Raw genomic sequence first — 15,725 nt, forward strand, 5'->3', positions numbered from 1 at the left:
ATTTTAAATCCTATGCTGACAATTCAAAATCTTAAATCCAAAATTGCCCAGTCTCCTTATCAAGCATACGTTTATTCTTATCCCCACAAAACAGCTTACCGTCCCATCTCCCCACCTGTGTATCTCCCGGAACTTTGGGCGCAGCAAGATAGACAAGCGCTATTTCTCTACATACACATACCGTTTTGTGAAATGCGTTGTGGGTTCTGCAATCTGTTTACTACAGTCAGCCAAAATGAAGATTTTATGAGTCAATATGTCCGCACGTTACAGCGACAAGCGCAACGGATGAAGGCGGTGTTGGGTGATGCGTCATTTGCTAGGTTCGCTATTGGTGGCGGAACTCCCACCCAATTACCCATTCAGCACCTCGAAACTATTCTCAATATTGCTGAAAGTACGATGGGTGCAAAGTTACAGGAAATTCCCATTTCTGTGGAAGTTTCGCCAGAAACCGCAACTGAGGATAAGTTAAAGCTGTTGCGATCGCACGCCGTCGATCGTGTTAGCATTGGTGTCCAAAGTTTCATCGATTCGGAAGTTTTAGCCACCCAGCGCCGTCAATCTACTACCCAAGTAGAAGCAACGCTGACAAGGATAAAAGAGATTGGATTTCCCACTCTGAACATTGATCTGATTTACGGTTTACCCGGACAAACGGTAAATACTTGGTTGCAATCAATACAAGCTACCTTGCGTTTTCAACCAGAAGAAATTTATCTATATCCATTGTATGTGCGATCGCTCACAGGTTTGGGACGCACAGATCGAGAATGGGACGATATTCGTTTAGCTTGTTATCGAGAAGGGCGATCGCTATTATTATCGCAAGGATATACGCAAGTTTCCATGCGGATGTTTCGACGCTTGGAAGAGGGACAAGGGGGACAAGGGGGACAAGGGAGACAAGGGAGAAATAACTAAGAACACATGTCCAATGACAAATGCCAAATGATAAATGCCAAATGACAAATGACAAATGACAAATAACTAATGACTACAGTAATAATTGATTTTGGTACAAGCAATACCGTTGTTTGTACTACTGATTTGATTACGCAAAAACCACGGACATTGAGATTTGAATCGATGTCGCGCCGCTTTGAAATCGGGGCTGAACAAGTTAGCGTTATACCCAGTTTAGTATTTGTGGAAGGGCGCGATCGCATTTCTTTTGGTGAATCTGTACGCGCCAAACGCTTGGGGTTTGCCCAGCCGGAACGCTGTTTTAGAGCTTTCAAACGCGATTTGGCAGCAGATTTTGTCCCACCTCCGCGACAGTTGGATGGTAATAGTTACAGTGCTGAGGTGGTTTCGGAACTGTTTCTCAAGCAAATTTGGCAACAGGTTGAACAACAACTGCAACCTAGTCACGTTATTTTTACAGTTCCCGTAGGTGCATTTGAGCGATATCTTGACTGGTTCCGCAACTTGGGGGATAAACTCAATATTCCCTCTGTACAAATTGTGGATGAATCTACCGCCGCCGCCCTTGGTTATGCCGTCAAACGTCCTGGTGCTGTGGTTTTGGTGGTTGATTTTGGCGGCGGTACTCTAGATTTAAGTTTAGTACGAACTGTCAGCGCTGAATCTGAACAGCAAGTAGTGCGTGCGGAAGTTATCGCCAAATCCGATGCTTTTATTGGCGGCGTAGATATTGATACATGGATTGTTGAACATTACCTGCAAAAAATCGGTTCCTCCCGTGCTGAAGTTGGAGAAATCGGCTTTATGAATTTGCTGGAAGTAGCAGAAAGGGTAAAAATTCAAATTTCGACAACAGATGAGGCGAAGGAAAGTTGGTTTGATGATGAAAATTTTATGTCCCATGAATTGCAATTGCATCGGGACGAATTAGGCGAAATATTAGAAAATCAACAATTATTAGAACAGCTAAGACAGGCGATAGATGAAGTATTAGCGATCGCACTTGCTAAAGGGATCAGCAAAACAACTATTGAACAGGTTTTATTAGTGGGTGGTACTTGTCAAATTCCCGCCGTACAACAACTAGTAATTTCCTATTTTGGACGACAAAAGGTAAAATTAGACAAACCCTTTGAAGCTGTCGCACATGGCGCATTAGCTTTAAGTGAAATGGCAGCAGTTGATGATTACCTGCGCCACAGTTATGCTATTCGTCTTTGGGAACCCCACAGCAAAAGTTATTCTTATTTAACTTTGATTGAAAAAGGGGCAAAGTATCCAGGGGCGCGTTCTGAAGCTTTAACTCTGCAAGTCGCCACAGAAGGACAGCGAGAAATTCGCCTTGATATTGGGGAAGTAGCAGAAGTTTCCCAAGCGGAAGTTTATTACGATTCTCAAGGCAGGATGACGAGTAGCCAGTTAGTCAAACAAGATAGTTATCGCTCTTTGGAAACTCATCATCAACAAGTATGTGTCGCTCATATCGAACCGCCTGGACAAACAGGAATAGACCGAATACAGGCACAATTTGAAGTGAACGAACAACGGGTATTAGTAGTGACGGTAAAGGATTTATTGACAGGGAAAACGTTAGTTGAGAGGGGAGCGATCGCTAAACTAAAATAATCTTATCTTTGCGCTCTTTGCGTCCTTAGCGGTTCGTTTAAAAAAGAACCGTAATCAAAAATGGGAATACTACTAAGAGGATGTCTAAAAAGTATCAAATATTTGTTGATCCCCCCTAACCCCCCTTAAAAAAGGGGGGAATAAGAGTCTTAAAGTCCCCCAACTTATCGGGGGATTTAGGGGGATCTCCAAGGGTTAGGCGTATACAAAAAAACTTTTCAGACATCCTTTAATATAGCGGTTTGCAGTTGAATCCAATACAGACCTAACCCCCAACCCCTTCCCTACTAGCGTTGGGGAGTAAGATTCAAAGCCTCTCTCCTTGCAGGAGAGAGGTTTGGAGAGAGGTCAAAACTGTAATGCACCCAAGTGAGAACCCTTATAGTAAATTGGTAAAAATGCGATGATAGAGAATCAGAATCAACCTAAAGAATATGATGCCGTTTTAGGTACTCAAAATTCTGCCCCAATTGGCAGTGTTATTTTAGGCGGACTCGAAGGTGTTAAAAGCCGATTGAGAAGTGTAGATATAGAAGCGCGAATTGCCGCATTAAAAGAGGCACTCAATTACGGAGAAGCAGGTTTAGACTTAGTAATTCAGGCTTGGCAATATGAATCAGGAAAGTTCAAGTGGGGTGCCTATTCGTTACTTCGCCACAGGGAAGAAGCAAGAGTTAAACAAGCGTTACAAGAATATAACCCCTGGCTAAATATCACTTGCCTCCATACTTTACAGCAAAATACACTCATCACAGTTGTTACCATTAGCCCAGATGGTAGGACTCTTGTCAGTGCCGGAAGAGACATTAATCTTTGGGATTTGCATACGGGAGAACTTCAACCTATTTCTATGGCCGATTTCAACGTTAATTCCTTGGTTATTAGCCAAGATGGAAAAACTTTAGTTAGTAGAGGAGGAACTTATGACGGCGATCACAAAATCAAAGTGTGGGATTTACAGAGTGGAGAGCGTAAACAAACTTTAGAAGAATCTACCTACAGAGTTTTTTCCCTAATTATTAGTCCAGATGGAAAGACACTAGCCTGCGGCAGTGAGAATAATGGAATTAATGTCTGGGATTTGCAGACAGAACAAATTACACGTACTATGAGTGGTCATTCACACTACTTAGTTCAAGCGTTAGCTATCAGTTCCGATGGAAAAACTCTGCTTAGTGGTGCTAATGACGCAACCATCAAAGTGTGGAATTTTGAAACTGGTAAGCTGATACACACTTTTAAAAAACATTCAAATGGTGTTGAGTCTGTAGCTATTAGCCCAGACGGGCAGACAATTGTTAGTGGTAGTAAAGACAAAACAATTAAAGTATGGAATTTACAGACAAAACAGCTTCAGTTCACACTTGAAGGGCATTCAGGGTGGGTTTATTGTGTAGCTATCAGTCCAGACGGAAATACTCTTGTTAGTTGTAGTAGAGACAAAACTATCAGAATTTGGGACTTGCAAACTGGGGAATGTCAACGCATTCTCAAAGTTCATACTGATTGGGTTTATTGTATAGCTATCAGTCCAGATGGTAACACTCTTGTTAGTTGTAGTAGAGATAAAACTATCAAAATATGGGGTATTAAGTCCTAGAAAAAGTTGCGATCGCACACTTCAATAAAAACTGCGATCGCACTACCTCGTTTGGTAAGTACATTTATGAAATTAGGTGATTAGCGCGATCGCATTATATATGTAGCAAACATTTTTCAAATTAAAGTAATTTTATAACCGTGAATTGGGAACACTAATAACAGTGAAGTGGTAAAAGTAAAATGGCAGAAAATCAACCCAGAGAATTTGATGTTGTAGTTGGTGGTGATAATCCTTCACCATTAGGTGGTTTGGTGTTAGGAGGATTAGAAGGAGCCAAACACCGTTTGTCAAGTAATATTTTAGAAGAACGCATCGCTGCACTTTCTGAAGTGTTGAATTATGGAGAATCTGGTTTAAATTTGTTGATTCAGGCTTTAAAAGATCAATCAGAACAGATTCAAAATAAAGCATACTCTCTTTTATTTTTAAGAGAGGAAGAAAATGTCAAAGAGGCACTACGTCAATACAAGCCTTGGCAATTTTTTGAATATTTACGCACCACAACTGGACATTCATGTAAAGTATGTTGCAGTGCAGTTAGTTCAGATAGCCAAATTTTAGTGACTGGCGCAGATGATGGGATTAAAGTTTGGAATTTAAAAACAGCAAAACAACTTTATTACCTATCACATTCTGATCCTAGATATGTGAGTATTAGCCCTGATGGAGAAACTCTTTTGAGTGCCTTTTATGATTATGGTAAAATGCAACTTTGGGATTTAAAAACAGGTCAACTTATTCAAAGTCTTAAACCAGAAGATTCACGTCATCCTACTACTTCTATAATCGTTAGTTCAGACTGGCAGACTGCTGTAGGTGTCAAAAACAAAAGTATTGATATATGGGATTTGAAGACAAAACAGCTAATCCGAACTCTCAAAATTTATTGTGGAAAGCTGAGTTGTATAGCTCTTAGTTCAAATGGGAAAGTTTTAGCAGGAGGAAGTTTTGACAATCGTATCCGAGTATGGGATCTGAATACAGGAAAAGAAATTAATACACTTGAAGGTCATGTACAAAGTGTTTCTTTTCTTGCTATTAGTCCCGATCATAAAACCATTGTTAGCTGTGGAGATAAAACTATAAAAATATGGGATTTAGAAACAGGGAAATTAATTAATACTTTTATAGGTCATAAACGCCGCATAGTTTCTGCTGCTATTAGTTATGATTGGCAAACAATTATTAGTTACAGTACAGACAAATTCATTGTTAAATGGAACTTAAATACAGGTCAAAAATTAGGTACATTTCAAGAGACTTGTGAGACAGATTTCTCTTTATTAATAACTGAGGATGGGCAAAATTTTATTACTATCAGCGATCATATAGTGAATACATGGGAGTTAGGTACAGGACAAATCGTAGATACATTCTCAGTAGCAGCACATTTAGGTTCAATTAGTTCTCTAGCTCTCAGCCCTGATGGATTAACTATTTACAGTTGCGGAGGCAGCGATCCAACCATCAAATTATGGGATTCTAGAACAGGGGAAAAAATTTCTACTCTTTATGGACATTCATCTTCAGTAAATTGTCTAGTTGCTAGCCAGGATGGCAGTATTTTTGTGAGTGCTAGTAGCGATAAAACTATCAAAATTTGGGATGTAAAAGATAGGCAAGAAATAAGTACTCTCGTTGGTCATTCCAACAAAATTTTTTCTCTTGATATTAACTGTGATGGGAAAATTTTAGCTAGTGGAGATTTAGATGGCAATATTAAAGTATGGAATTTAGAAACAGGCGAAGAAATTTATACTTTACAACAGAAGGCATACTCCAATTATGTTAGACGTGGAGTTTACAGCCTAGCCATCAGTCCAGATGGCAAAAAATTGGCTAGTTGTAGTGAGCAGCTTTTGCAAGTATGGAATTTAGAAATAGGACAAGAACTTTATGCATTAGAAAAAGTTCGTGTTGGACATATAAAGATTAGTCCTAATGGACAATATTTAATTAGTGCAGATTGTGAAGTCTATAAACAAAACATTATTGAAATCCGTGATTTACAGACGGGAAAAGAAATTCGTACTTTTACTGGAAAAATAAATGGTCTTACTATTAGTCCAGATGGAGAAGCACTATTTGTTGCTAGTAAAGACCAAGGCATGAAAATCTTTAATTTGAATACAGGAGAATTATTTCGCTCATTAATAAGGCATCCATTTACGTATAGCGGTAGTGTACTAGCTATCAGTCAAAATGGGCAAATTCTTGTTAGTAAGGATGGGGGTAATATTAATATATGGGGTGTGCAGTAAATTCAGAAAAAATGATTCGGATTGTAGGGATTATCCCGGATTGTCAGAATATTATTAATCGGACTTTAGATAACACTATCAAAGTTTAGGAACTGCATTTATGAAATTAGGTGATTATGGCGATCGCACTGAACAATCCCGTTGGAAGTAGGTAGACATAATTAAATATAAAATAAACTCTTAGTTTGTAGTGAGCGATTTATCGCTCAGACCAAGGATTATCAGGACTAAAGTCCTTACTACAAACTTTAATTTATTTATGCCTAGATATTTAGTAACAAGTATCAAATTATCACAAGAACTGCAATTTTACTCAAAAAACCATCAAATGATTGACCACGATCGCCTATTTAAAGAACTTCTTTCCAACTTCTTCCCAGAGTTTATCGAGCTATTTTTCCCAGATATAAGCGCTTATTGGGAGAGAGATTCAATAGAGTTTTTGCCACAAGAGGTATTCACAGATGTGACTGAGGGAGAACGGAAAATACTCGATATAGTCCTGCAAGCCTCAGTGAGAAACCAAGATACTTTATTTATCATCCACACTGAACATCAATCTTATTCCCAAACTAACTTCAATCAGCGAATGTTTACATATTTCGCTCGACTGCACGAAAAATATGCCCTCCCAGTGTACCCAATAGTCATTTATTCTCATGACTCTCCCCAAACACCAGAACCGAACTCTTATCGCATCGATTTTCCCAACAAGCGGGTGCTGGAATTTAATTATGAAGTTGTCCAGCTAAATCAATTAAAATGGCAGGATTTCGTCAATCAGAGAAATCCTGTAGCTAGCGCTTTGATGGCGAAAATGCATATTGATGTTCAAGAACGCCCAACAGTAAAGCTAATGTCGCTACAATTGCTAGCGAATTTGGGACTCAACCCCGCACAAATCCAGTTAATTTCTGGGTTTATTGATACATATCTCGATTTGAATGCTCAAGAAGAAATCATGTTTCAAGAACAACTTGCTAGTATTGAACCAAAGCAGGAGGAAAGAGTTATGCAAATCGTCACCAGTTGGATGAGACAAGGCATACAGCAAGGTATACAGCAAGGCGAATTGACGCTGATTTTACGCCTACTTAACCGCCGTATAGGTGAGGTGAATCCGCAATTACAAGAACGTATTCAAACTTTGTCAACAAATGAGTTAGAAACTTTGGGAGAGGCTTTACTAGATTTTACAACTGCTGCTGATTTAGAAGCTTGGTTTGAGGCTAGATAAGTACCCAAGGTAAGAGTTATGCAAATCGTCACCAGTTGGATGAGACAAGGTATACAACAAGGTATACAGCAAGGCGAATTGACGCTGATTTTACGCCAACTAAACCGCCGTATAGGTGAAGTGAATCCGCAATTACAAGAACGCATTCAAACTTTGTCAACAAATGAGTTAGAAACTTTGGGAGAGGCTTTACTAGATTTTACAACTGCTACTGATTTAGAAGCTTGGTTTGAGGCTAGATAGTTAGGGTTTTTCCCTCTTTTCTAGATGAAGGGGTTAAGAGCGATGCCAGATAATACCAAACAACCCAGAGAATATGATGCAGTACTTGGTGGAAAAAATCCTCCGCCAGTCGATGGTGTAGTTTTAGGCGGATTGGAAGGCGCAAAACGAAGTTTCGCTAACAGTGATGAAAATTACCGCGTTTTAGCGCTTTCGCAACTCATTAACTATAGACAGGAAGGCTGGGATTTAGTAATTCAGGCTTTAAAAGACCCATCAAAAAGAGTACAGCTAGCAGCATATAAATTATTGGGGGATATCTCAGAATTAAAAGTAAAACAGGCAATCTTAGAATTTAATCCCTATCGGTTTTTTGAGTGTGTTTATACAATTGAGCTTAATAAGTATTATGATGCAGCGATCGCCATTCATCCCGATGGCAAAACCCTAGTGTGTTGCGATGCTAGCGATAGTTCTTATGAAGAATCTCAAAGAGATGGCAGTATTGTTGATGGGACTTATCTAGATTTTAAAAAGTGGGATTTGAAGACAGGAAAAAGTCTTCACACCATCAATAAAACCTTTGCTACGAGAATGAAGGACTACCCAGAACATTTAACTTTCAGTTCCGATGCTCAAACGTTGGCGATAGTTGGTTATCAGCATGACAAGACCATTATAACTGAAATTTGGAATCTCAATACTGAGCAATTAAGTCATCTTATTAGCGGACAACCGTTGGGGGACTCTAGAATTAGAACGCGTAATACTATTACCGCTACTACTCTTAGTTCTGATGGCAAAATATTAGCTAGCGGTAATGAAGCTGGTCAGATTATCGTCTGGGATTTAGAAAATAAACAAAATATTGACATTACTAAAGGACATTTACAACGTATAACTTCTGTCGCTATTAATGCAGATACAAACATCCTCGCAAGCGCTAGTTATGATAAACCTATAAAAATCTGGGATTTTAGAACTGGAAGTGAAATTTACACATTGGTAGGAGAGGATACTTTTGACTATAATTCTAATCGTGTATTGTTGGCAATTAGTCCGAATGGAAAGACTTTAATAACTAGCGACCATCATATGCCAAAACTCATCAGAATATGGGACTTGATAACTGGTAAAGAAATTCATAAATTATTTAGTAATACCGATCCATTGAGATGTTTAACTTTCAGTGCAGATGGAAAAATCTTTGTTAGTTGTGGCGGTGATATTAATATCTGGAATTTGCAGACACAAGAATTACTTGCTAAACTTCCTGATGCTACAAGTGTTGCTATTAGCCCAGATGGACAGACTATTGTCAGTTACGTTGGGAAATTAATTCAAGTATGGCGAGTTCCATAGAATCAAGGATAGGTGCGATTCCAAATAAGTGCGATCGCATTTCCTGAATTGGGTATTAGTGTGGAGAGAAATAGTGATGCCAGAAAATCCCAATCAACCTAGAAAAGATGATGTTGTTCTAGGTAGTCAAAATTTTGCCCCTATTGGCAGTGTTATATTAGGGGGAATAGAAGGAGTAAAAAGCCGCTTGGCGAATCCATTTGTGGAAGTGCAAGTTGCAGCATTAAAAGAGGCGATAAATTATGGAGAATCAGGTTTAGACTTAGTGATTAAAGGTTTAATGGATGAATCGGAATCAATAAAGATAGCCGCTTATCTCCTACTACGACATAGGACAGATCCAAAAGTAAAGCAGGCTTTACAAGGTTTTAATCACTGGCAACTAATAAAGTGTCTTAGTACTCTTGAAAGATATTCTGGAAGAGTTATTTCTCTTCCCATTAGCCCCGATGGACAAAGAATTTTTGTTGGCGGTTATGGAGTGATTCACATTTGGGATTGGCAGACAGGAACGGTTCAAACACGAAGTCTACAAGGACATTCAGATGAAGTCAATTTTTTTGGTTTCACTTTAGATGGACAAACAATCATAGGTGGTAGTTGGAACGATGCTCGAATCAAAGCTTGGGATTGGCAGACAGGAGAGATTTTAAGTTCTCCGATAAAAGAGTATTCATTGGGCATTAATTCTATAGCTATTTGTTCAGATGGAGAGACAATTATTGTTGGTTGCGGTAGAGGATTGATTAAAGTATGGAATTGGCGGAGAAATCAACTTCAACGGGTTCTCGAAGGTCATTCAGGGTCGGTTACAGTTGCCCTTAGCCCGGATGGTAAAACTCTTGTTAGTGGTGGCGATAACACCATAAAAATGTGGAATTGGCAAACAGGTGAACTTTTGCGTACCTTAGAAGAACCACAAGGAGTTAATTATCTAGCTATCAGTTTTCAAAAAGAAACTGTTATCAGTAGTAATTATGATAAAATTAAATTGCGTGATTTGCAGACAGGACGCCTTAAACTCACCCTCAATGAGCATCCAAAACATATTCGTTGTCTAGCTATCAGTTCAGATGGATGCATTCTTGTTTCTGGCAGTAGAACAGGAACATTAAAAGTGTGGAATTTGCAGACGGGCGAACTTCAACGCAGTATAGAAAGGCATTCATCCTATATTGATGGACTAGCTTTTGACCTAAATAAACAAATAGTTGTCAGTAGCAGCCCGAACGAGATTAAAGTCTGGGGAGTTGGATAAAGTAAGTCTGAAAGATAAATTGAACAGAATTGAGTGGCAATAAACAAGGCGATGCAATTGCCACCCGATTCCTTAATCATCCTACACCCAACGTCCTACAACTACTCGCACAGTTCCATCTTCTAAAACTTCTTCGTCCTCCACATTAAAGCCTTGTTCTTGCACCGTTGCCATCAAGGTTTTATGAGCATATTTTTGGCTGATGGAGTTAACAAACTGCTGTTGATTAATTTTTGCTCCCCAAAAGTCTGCAACTATTTCGTAATTTTCACCACTGCGGCGAAAACCTAAATCATAACCATTCTTCTGGCGAATCACATACTCGGCTTGAGTCGTATCGCCTTGATATCCGCGTACATTCGTGTTGCATTCAACTTGATAGTTTAATTCTTGCAACACTTCATGCAGAATTTCACCGTGTTTGATTTGGACTTTGATAGTTGTGAAATGAGACATAATAACAATTTTGGATTTTAGATTTGGGATTTTGGATTAAAAAACGAGGCGTAGTAAACACGTATTTTTTCTATTTTAATCGACTTCTAAAGGGCCTATTCCTTGTTCAGTTGAATATTGCTTTAATTCCTCTACCAACAGCACATCGTTGGAGGCGGTTCTGGCACCGGCTTGTGCTGCCCATTGCTTTAATGCTTCAATTTGTTCATGTGCGATCGCAGCCAAAGGTACTGTTTGCGCCACAGCCTGTAAAATATCCTCTGTATTAAAGTCTCGGCGCTGTCCGTCAACTCTTGTGGAAAATGCTTGGTGCATGGCATCAACGATTACCTGCTCAATTTCCGCACCGCTAAAGTTGAGACTTTGTTTAGCTAACAAAGCTAAGTTAAATTCTCGCAGCCGATTGGGGCGTAACCGTTGCAAATGAACCTTAAAAATCTCTTGGCGTTCGGCTTCTGTAGGTAGATTCAAAAAGAAAATTTCATCAAATCTTCCTTTTCGCAACAATTCGGCTGGTAATATTTTGACATTATTTGCTGTGGCGACAATAAACACACTCGCGGTTTTCTCCTGCATCCAGGTAATCAAACTGCCAAACACCCGCCGCGATGTCCCCGAATCTCCATCAATGCTACTGGTAATATTGCCAAAGGCTTTATCGATTTCATCAATCCACAAAACGCACGGTGCCATTGCTTCAGTTAACTGAATCATTTGGCGCACGCGGCTTTCGCTTTCGCCGACAATCCCACCAAATAAACGCCCAGAATCTAATCTTAATAACGGTAAGCGCCATTCATGGGCAATTGTCTTGGCTGAAAGAGATTTACCTGTTCCCTGAATGCCCACAAGTAACATCCCTTTGGGGTTAGGAATACCGTAGCGTTTGGCTTCTTCAGTAAAAGCATCTTGGCGCATGAGTACCCATTGTTTGAGTTGATCTAATCCACCAACTCGTTTGAGTGATTCTTGGGGTGTGAAAAATTCTAGAATTCCAGTTTGGCGGATTGCTTGCTTTTTCTCTTCTAACACGCCGTCAATGTCAGACTCATTTACCTGCTGTTTAGCAGCTAAAGCTTTTGCTAAAACTCTCGAAATTCGGGTGCGGCTTAAACCTTGACAGGCTTTAACTAACTGTTCCCGCGCCAAGCCAGAAACATTTAACTTATCTGGTACTACTAACTGTTGGATTAAATTATCTATTTCGCCAACGCTAGGTAACGGGAAATCCACTACTGTCACTTCTTGCAGTAACTCATCGGGAAGTTCTAAAGTATGAGTGGTGGTGACGATCGTTTTACGCGATCGCTTTAACTCCCGCGTCAAGTTTCGTAACTCCCGCACAATTGGGGCATTCTTATCGGTAGTCGGATTTTTCACAAAAGGATGCAAATCCCGCAGTACAAACATTGCAGGTATTTGGACATCAGCTTTACCAATACGCCCTAATGCAGCCATCACCGAACCTTTATCCGCACCGTTATCACTCCAACCGCGGACAATATCCCAAAATAAAACTTGTCGTTTTGGCTCAGAACGTGATGCAACTTGCAACAGCACTTCTTCCACAGGTTCTTCTTCTACAGAAATCACATACAGTAAGGGATACCGTGCCCGAATCATCAAATCAAGTTGCTCTACTAAGGAGGCATATTGCTGATTCTCGCTGCTATGAGTTGAATCTCCTTTTCTATGTTGATGAAAATTGCTCATCTCTCTTGAAAATGGGTGTAAGGGTATAGGAGAAACAGTTTTTGGCATTAGTTTTTAGCTATTTACTTCTAAAAAGTGCCTTTGCCATCATAAATATGTTTTTACAGACTAGATTAGTAATTAGTTTGTCTTAATTAAGACTACTATCCTTGATAAAATATACTAGTATAAATTTATCAAAAAAAAGATAAAACTTCAGGGCTTCTCTAGAACAGTATATACCAGACTAAAAAGGCTGGCGATCGCTCACTACCTCCTAACTTCATTACCCCCAGGACTTACGCAACTGGCACAGTGCGATCGCTAGTTATATCTGAGAAATGAACACAAACCATTCCGTGTGCTGAGTACTGAATGACTGTCCCTATTTGCCCTAACCTTGGGTCTTTGTCTGTAATTGTTCTAACTCCTGAAAAAATAGGCGAACCGGGAGCGATCGTACTAAGTCTGCCTGAAGAGATAGGATCTATTAGAAAAGTTAAATTTTAGGAGTAAACCTCTGTCTTTACAATTTATTACCGTTCCCCCCGGAACTTCTCAACCCGCCGCAGGCTTAATTGTTACTTTGCATGGTTGGGGTGCTAATGCTGAGGATGTAGCATCTTTGTTACCCTTGCTCAACTTACCTGATTACCAGTTTATATTACCCAATGCACCTTATCCTTATCCCTATTCCCCTATAGGGAGGGCATGGTATGACTTGCGGGTGGAGAATATGTATGAAGGATTGGCCGAAAGTCGGCAACTGCTAATAGATTTTTTACAATCTTTAGAAAGTAGCACTGGTGTACCTTTGTCACGCACCATCTTAAGTGGATTTTCTCAAGGCGGAGCAATGACTTTAGATGTCGGCTCAAAATTGCCCCTAGCAGGTTTAGCTGTCATGAGTGGGTATTTACATCCTGATGCATTAAGGGCAGATCAAAAAGGGATTCCGCCGACTTTAATCAGTCACGGTAAATATGATGAAGTTGTGCCACTGCAAGCTGCTTTGAAGGCACGAGAAACTTTAAAATCTCTAGGAGTGGCGGTAGAATACCACGAATTTGATATGGGACATGAAATAAATCCACAAACGTTAGATGTGCTACGGAAATTCGTTGTAAATGTAATTGGCTAGTCAGAATTACGAATTTTTTATAAATTCTGGTATAAATGCTGAAAATTTTCACGAAATCTATGTCTTCTAATGAGTAATATATATAGGGTGGCTGCGTTCAGCGCAACTTAACCCATGCTGAAGGCGAGTGCTGCATAAGGGAGGGGCTAGCATTATGACAACTCTAAGCATTTCCAGAAAAGAAATTGCTGCCATAACTGCGGCAGAAGTAGAAGAACTGGCTACACGTCTGGATCTGGATAATTACAATAATGCTTTTGATGGTTTAAATGATTGGCATCTATTGCGAGCGATCGCATTTCAGCGTCCAGAGTTAGTTGAACCCTATATCTACCTCTTAGACTTGGAACCTTACGATGAAGCGTAGTTGAGAGTTAGGAGAGACGCGATTAATCGCGTCTGTACAAGAGTTAGGAGTTGGAAATTAATATTAGTAACTACTTGCTCCTAAATTACTACTTACTCCTAACTTTTTACCATGACTAATCCAACATTAAACAGGGTTCTAATAGGTGTAGGCGGCGGTATCGCCGCCTACAAAATTTGTGAGCTGGTTTCGACGCTGTTTAAAACTGGGGTGGAAGTGCGAGTCATCCTCACCCGTTCGGCACAAGAATTTATTACACCTCTGACAATAGCCACCCTATCTCGTCATCCCGCCTACACAGATGATGATTTTTGGCAACCAACTCACTCTCGTCCTTTGCATATTGAGTTGGGTGAATGGGCAGATGTTATGGTAATTGCCCCCTTGACAGCTAATACATTAGCCAAGTTAGCATACGGCATGGCTGATAATTTACTTACAAATACCGTGCTGGCTTCTACTTGTCCGGTGCTGTTAGCACCCGCAATGAATACGGATATGTGGGAACAGCTATCGGTGCAACGAAATTGGCAACAGCTATTAGTCGATCGCCGATATCATGGAATAAATACAGCATCGGGTTTATTAGCGTGCGATCGCATTGGTGCTGGTAGATTAGCAGAACCTCCAGAAATTTTGGCTCACATCCAATCGTTGTTAAACACTCAAGGTAAACGAGATTTAGCAGGTAAACGAGTGTTAATTAGTGCTGGGGGAACGCGAGAGTATCTTGACCGAGTTAGATTTCTTGGCAATCCTTCTACAGGTAAAATGGGATTAGCTTTAGCGCAAGCAGCACTTCACCGAGGTGCAAACGTCACTCTCGTGCATGGCCCAGCTAATTGGGATGTACCATTAGGAGTACAAGCGATTTCTGTTGTTAGTGCCGAGCAAATGCAGCACGTCATGGTAGAATGTTTACCCAACGCTGATGTAATCGTCATGTCAGCAGCCGTGGCAGATGTGAAGCCAAAATATTATAGTACAGAAAAATTGCCCAAGCGATCGCTTCCCCAAGCCTTACCCTTGGAACCAGTACCGGATATAGTCGCCCAATTAGCACAACTCAAACAGCCGCATCAGATATTAATTGGTTTTGCAGCACAATCTGGAGATATTATCAAGCCTGCATTAGAAAAGTTGCAGAGTAAAAAACTAGATGCTATTGTTGCCAATCCCATCGATCAGCCTGATAGTGGTTTTGGGAGCGATCGCAATCAAGCGATATTTTTAGATAGCAAGGGAAATCAGATAGCGATCGCACCTTGTTCTAAATTGGAAATGGCGCATCATTTATTTGATTTTGTCCTATTGTGAACAAGTTCCCAGTACCATGAGTCTGAATCTCCCACTCATTGATTCTGACTCCTGAATTCTGGCTTCTGAATTCTTCTTCAAGGCTTTGGTGACTATAGCGATTGGACAGGTTTGCCTGCTCCCCTATTTTTTGAGCGTGTTGTACGGGACTATATCAGTGATTTTGCGATCGCAGATGAGGACATTGAATCGGAGGCAGATTAAATCAGACAAATTCGCACAAAGATGACTGTTAGAATTTTGTACTCTACCAAAA

The 15,725-nt window shown here is 40.1% G+C and carries 13 protein-coding genes; 11 read left to right on the forward strand and 2 right to left on the reverse strand.

The features are described 5' to 3' along the window. Window positions 1-12 precede the first annotated feature (12 nt). The 8 genes from CDG79_RS15645 to CDG79_RS15680 all read left to right on the forward strand — a co-directional run bounded on the left by CDG79_RS15645 (window position 13) and on the right by CDG79_RS15680 (window position 10,496). Window positions 13-924, forward strand: a complete 912-nt coding sequence (locus CDG79_RS15645) for an STM4012 family radical SAM protein (protein ID WP_223278165.1) — start codon at window positions 13-15, stop codon at window positions 922-924. 69 nt (window positions 925-993) lie between these two features. Further along, window positions 994-2,553, forward strand: a complete 1,560-nt coding sequence (locus CDG79_RS15650) for an Hsp70 family protein (RefSeq protein WP_094342910.1) — start codon at window positions 994-996, stop codon at window positions 2,551-2,553. 403 nt (window positions 2,554-2,956) lie between these two features. Next, window positions 2,957-4,153: a WD40 repeat domain-containing protein gene (locus CDG79_RS15655; protein ID WP_094342911.1), complete on the forward strand. Its 1,197-nt coding sequence runs from the start codon at window positions 2,957-2,959 to the stop codon at window positions 4,151-4,153. Between the two features lie 182 nt (window positions 4,154-4,335). Further along, window positions 4,336-6,417 (forward strand): WD40 repeat domain-containing protein, encoded by a 2,082-nt coding sequence (locus CDG79_RS15660; protein WP_094342912.1) that lies wholly within the window; start codon window positions 4,336-4,338, stop codon window positions 6,415-6,417. 328 nt (window positions 6,418-6,745) lie between these two features. Continuing rightward, window positions 6,746-7,654: a DUF4351 domain-containing protein gene (locus CDG79_RS15665; protein ID WP_094342941.1), complete on the forward strand. Its 909-nt coding sequence runs from the start codon at window positions 6,746-6,748 to the stop codon at window positions 7,652-7,654. A gap of 18 nt (window positions 7,655-7,672) precedes the next feature. Further along, window positions 7,673-7,897, forward strand: a complete 225-nt coding sequence (locus tag CDG79_RS15670; RefSeq protein ID WP_094342913.1) for a DUF4351 domain-containing protein — start codon at window positions 7,673-7,675, stop codon at window positions 7,895-7,897. Between the two features lie 42 nt (window positions 7,898-7,939). Then, entirely contained in the window at window positions 7,940-9,238 is a 1,299-nt protein-coding gene (locus CDG79_RS15675; RefSeq protein WP_189525015.1) for a WD40 repeat domain-containing protein, read from the forward strand. 76 nt (window positions 9,239-9,314) lie between these two features. Then, a complete protein-coding gene (locus tag CDG79_RS15680) occupies window positions 9,315-10,496 on the forward strand; it encodes a WD40 repeat domain-containing protein (RefSeq protein ID WP_094342915.1) in 1,182 nt (393 codons plus the stop codon). An 81-nt stretch (window positions 10,497-10,577) separates the two neighbouring features. Here the strand turns inward: CDG79_RS15680 and CDG79_RS15685 are convergent, their stop codons facing one another. Both CDG79_RS15685 and CDG79_RS15690 read right to left on the reverse strand, forming a co-directional pair. Further along, window positions 10,578-10,952 (reverse strand): DUF1257 domain-containing protein, encoded by a 375-nt coding sequence (locus CDG79_RS15685; protein WP_094342916.1) that lies wholly within the window; start codon window positions 10,950-10,952, stop codon window positions 10,578-10,580. A gap of 75 nt (window positions 10,953-11,027) precedes the next feature. Then, window positions 11,028-12,665 (reverse strand): AAA family ATPase, encoded by a 1,638-nt coding sequence (locus CDG79_RS15690; RefSeq protein ID WP_094342917.1) that lies wholly within the window; start codon window positions 12,663-12,665, stop codon window positions 11,028-11,030. A gap of 499 nt (window positions 12,666-13,164) precedes the next feature. On the opposite strand from CDG79_RS15690, the gene CDG79_RS15695 reads away from it, so the two are divergent. From CDG79_RS15695 to coaBC, 3 genes are all read left to right on the forward strand, one after another. Beyond that, complete coding sequence (locus tag CDG79_RS15695) at window positions 13,165-13,785, forward strand: alpha/beta hydrolase (RefSeq protein WP_189525017.1); 621 nt, start codon at window positions 13,165-13,167, stop codon at window positions 13,783-13,785. Between the two features lie 154 nt (window positions 13,786-13,939). Further along, a complete protein-coding gene (gene isiD / locus CDG79_RS15700; protein WP_094330458.1) occupies window positions 13,940-14,152 on the forward strand; it encodes a protein IsiD in 213 nt (70 codons plus the stop codon). Between the two features lie 111 nt (window positions 14,153-14,263). After that, window positions 14,264-15,469, forward strand: a complete 1,206-nt coding sequence (gene coaBC / locus CDG79_RS15705; protein WP_094342919.1) for a bifunctional phosphopantothenoylcysteine decarboxylase/phosphopantothenate--cysteine ligase CoaBC — start codon at window positions 14,264-14,266, stop codon at window positions 15,467-15,469. Window positions 15,470-15,725 lie beyond the last annotated feature (256 nt).

Source organism: Nostoc sp. 'Peltigera membranacea cyanobiont' 232 (genome assembly GCF_002245985.1).
In the GTDB taxonomy this organism is placed as follows: Bacteria; Cyanobacteriota; Cyanobacteriia; order Cyanobacteriales; family Nostocaceae; genus Nostoc.

Excerpts from the sequence above, each read along its gene's own strand:
- CDG79_RS15690 (WP_094342917.1), bottom strand. The coding sequence starts at position 12,665 with ATGAGCAATTTTCATCAACATAGAAAAGGAGATTCAACTCATAGCAGC.
- CDG79_RS15645 (WP_223278165.1), top strand. The coding sequence starts at position 13 with ATGCTGACAATTCAAAATCTTAAATCCAAAATTGCCCAGTCTCCTTAT.
- CDG79_RS15650 (WP_094342910.1), top strand. The coding sequence starts at position 994 with ATGACTACAGTAATAATTGATTTTGGTACAAGCAATACCGTTGTTTGT.
- CDG79_RS15655 (WP_094342911.1), top strand. The coding sequence starts at position 2,957 with ATGATAGAGAATCAGAATCAACCTAAAGAATATGATGCCGTTTTAGGT.
- coaBC (WP_094342919.1), top strand. The coding sequence starts at position 14,264 with ATGACTAATCCAACATTAAACAGGGTTCTAATAGGTGTAGGCGGCGGT.
- CDG79_RS15680 (WP_094342915.1), top strand. The coding sequence starts at position 9,315 with ATGCCAGAAAATCCCAATCAACCTAGAAAAGATGATGTTGTTCTAGGT.
- CDG79_RS15665 (WP_094342941.1), top strand. The coding sequence starts at position 6,746 with ATGATTGACCACGATCGCCTATTTAAAGAACTTCTTTCCAACTTCTTC.
- CDG79_RS15675 (WP_189525015.1), top strand. The coding sequence starts at position 7,940 with ATGCCAGATAATACCAAACAACCCAGAGAATATGATGCAGTACTTGGT.
- CDG79_RS15685 (WP_094342916.1), bottom strand. The coding sequence starts at position 10,952 with ATGTCTCATTTCACAACTATCAAAGTCCAAATCAAACACGGTGAAATT.
- isiD (WP_094330458.1), top strand. The coding sequence starts at position 13,940 with ATGACAACTCTAAGCATTTCCAGAAAAGAAATTGCTGCCATAACTGCG.
- CDG79_RS15670 (WP_094342913.1), top strand. The coding sequence starts at position 7,673 with ATGCAAATCGTCACCAGTTGGATGAGACAAGGTATACAACAAGGTATA.
- CDG79_RS15660 (WP_094342912.1), top strand. The coding sequence starts at position 4,336 with ATGGCAGAAAATCAACCCAGAGAATTTGATGTTGTAGTTGGTGGTGAT.